The organism is Paraburkholderia sp. BR14312, assembly GCF_040948675.1.
Classification (GTDB): Bacteria; Pseudomonadota; Gammaproteobacteria; order Burkholderiales; family Burkholderiaceae; genus Paraburkholderia; species Paraburkholderia nodosa_A.
On record NZ_JBFPKI010000050.1, the window covers coordinates 1 to 2,133 of the forward strand.

At 52.6% G+C, this 2,133-nt stretch carries 2 protein-coding genes and 1 pseudogene; 2 read left to right on the top strand and 1 reads right to left on the bottom strand.

Annotation, left to right across the window (positions count from 1 at the left end; all coding sequences use genetic code 11):
* Window positions 1–339 precede the first annotated feature (339 nt).
* Both AB3X98_RS41910 and AB3X98_RS41915 read left to right on the top strand, forming a co-directional pair.
* Window positions 340–690: a hypothetical protein gene (locus tag AB3X98_RS41910; RefSeq protein ID WP_368607175.1), complete on the top strand. Its 351-nt coding sequence runs from the start codon at window positions 340–342 to the stop codon at window positions 688–690.
* A gap of 39 nt (window positions 691–729) precedes the next feature.
* The gene (locus AB3X98_RS41915) at window positions 730–1,818 is read left to right on the top strand and encodes a radical SAM/SPASM domain-containing protein (protein WP_368607176.1); all 1,089 of its coding nucleotides are present in this window, start codon (window positions 730–732) and stop codon (window positions 1,816–1,818) included.
* Between the two features lie 188 nt (window positions 1,819–2,006).
* Here AB3X98_RS41915 and AB3X98_RS41920 read toward each other — a convergent pair.
* A pseudogene (locus tag AB3X98_RS41920) lies at window positions 2,007–2,133 on the bottom strand (IS630 family transposase); the annotation flags it as partial.

Consider the following 2,133-nt stretch of genomic DNA (forward strand, 5'->3'; position numbering starts at 1 on the left):
GAAGATGACATTGGTTCCACCTGAGTTAAGGACATCCGGCATCAAATCGACATGGACCAACCTCGCGCGGCGGCTCGTTGGAACGATGGGCCGCGTATCAGCGAAGTGTATTTCAACAGCCTGCTAGAGTTTTCTTAACTCCATCGCCTTGTCCCTTGACGAACACTCAGCATCAGTATTGCCTCTTGTGTTGTGTGGCGATCTCCGTGTCTTGCGCAACTATCGGCATCGTGAGCGAGTGTCTTCGCCTGGTCCATCTGTTTGCAACTCTGAATCGATTGAAACTCAACTGGATTTTCTCGTGAAACACCTAAAGGCCTAATCCTATAGGAGACGACAATGGCTACTACTCCCGTGCCCACACAGATGTTTGAGAAGGAACTGTTAAAAGCACTCCGGTTCAGTGGATTAGATGACGACAATCTATCGGAACTTGTCACCATTGCTGCCGGGCTATACACATCAGGATTTCAAAACATCCGAGTGTTTCCGAGAGGTATTGCACCAGTAGTCGACGGACTGACCGTGAAAGGGGTGCTTGATGCAAAAACTTTGGGATCCGTTCTGAAAGACATTGTGACCAAAACACCAAGACTCAATGGTATATACGTCTTCCCTTATGGTATTCCGGTGGTCGACTCGGTTGGCGTGACGGTCGAATTAGGTACGACGGCCCAGCAGTCGGATTAAACCTGCCCCTAGTGCAGTCGTGCAGATGACGAGGGTGTCATGGATGATTCCATCACCGGTGGGCAACTCCCCATTTTTCAAATTCACCCTTCGCTACGCTGCAATTTGTCCTGCAAGCATTGTTACTCTAATTCAGGACCAACCGCAGACATGACTCTCGATGTTGCGCTTGTTTGCGAAGCCGTGTCGGATGCGGCGAGTTTAGGGTATCGCGTCGTATCAGTATCAGGTGGAGAACCCATGTTGTACCGTGGTCTTGGGGAGCTTCTCGGTCATTCCAAATCTATAGGTATGCTTACGACCGTCACGACAAACGGATTTTTTCTAGATCGTGAGCGCCTTGATTCTCTACGCGATCGCGTAGACCTGCTGGCAATCAGCCTTGACGGGCCGCCAGCTCTCCACAATGCCATGCGCGGATCGACGCGGGCGTTTCAACGGATGGCGGCTGGACTGGTGAACGTGCGACGCGCCGGTATCAGATTTGGATTTATCCATACGCTTACCCGCTATACATGGGAACATCTTCTTTGGGTGGCGGAATTTGCCGCAAGAAACAATGCCATCCTGCTTCAAATTCACCCTTTGGAACTGAGCGGGCGCGCTGTCGAAACGATGCCTGGTGATCCGCCAGCGTTCGATGTGGCAGGCCGTGCTTACCTGATTGCCATGGCACTGCTGCATAAGTACGGCGATTGCATGGCTATCCAGATCGATTTGCTGCACCGGAACACAGTGCTGGAGAGACCGGAGCTCGTCTTCGCTTCAGACGTCGTCAATTCAGGTGGCGACACATCCGCTTCAATGCTTAGAGCGATCGTGCTGCAATCGAACGGCACAATCGTCCCCGTTTCGCATGGAATCAATCGAAGGTATGAGATATGTAACGTGCACGAGCAAAGGCTTGCCGATGCATGGCCATCATACCTGACGCAGGGACACCATCAATTTGTCAAGCTATGCAAGCGTGAATTTGATGCGATTCGCGAAGGGGCCCACGCACCTCTTTTTAACTGGCATGAGCGAATCGTAGCGCGGAGCAACGACATCAAAGATTTACTGTGCTCGACAGAGTGTTTGCATCCGTCTCCCGATCGTCAGTGTGCTTCTGAGCCGTCGTTGCGTTAGGCAACGACGGCTAGATACCTCTCGGTCGCGCTGACTTCAGCACCGCTGGGACAGGCAAACCATCGGCGCTATAGCGCGTGGTCCACGACACCCAGTTTTCCCAAGAAAGATGCCGGACGCTGCGAGGCCCGACGCCGTAAACGCCCAGAACGGTTATCGCCAAGCGGCCGCGCATACCGCGCGCCCTGCTAGTCCATTGAACCAGATGAATTGCACCGGATTCGTCGCGATGGATCGGAGTACTTCCATTTCAATGGGATCGCCTGCTTGTTGTATTGACGTATGTAACGCATGAGCTTTTTGTCGAGATCCTTG

Bases quoted from the DNA above. Each gene is read 5' to 3' on its own strand.
- AB3X98_RS41910 (WP_368607175.1), top strand. From the start codon at position 340: ATGGCTACTACTCCCGTGCCCACACAGATGTTTGAGAAGGAACTGTTA.
- AB3X98_RS41915 (WP_368607176.1), top strand. From the start codon at position 730: ATGGATGATTCCATCACCGGTGGGCAACTCCCCATTTTTCAAATTCAC.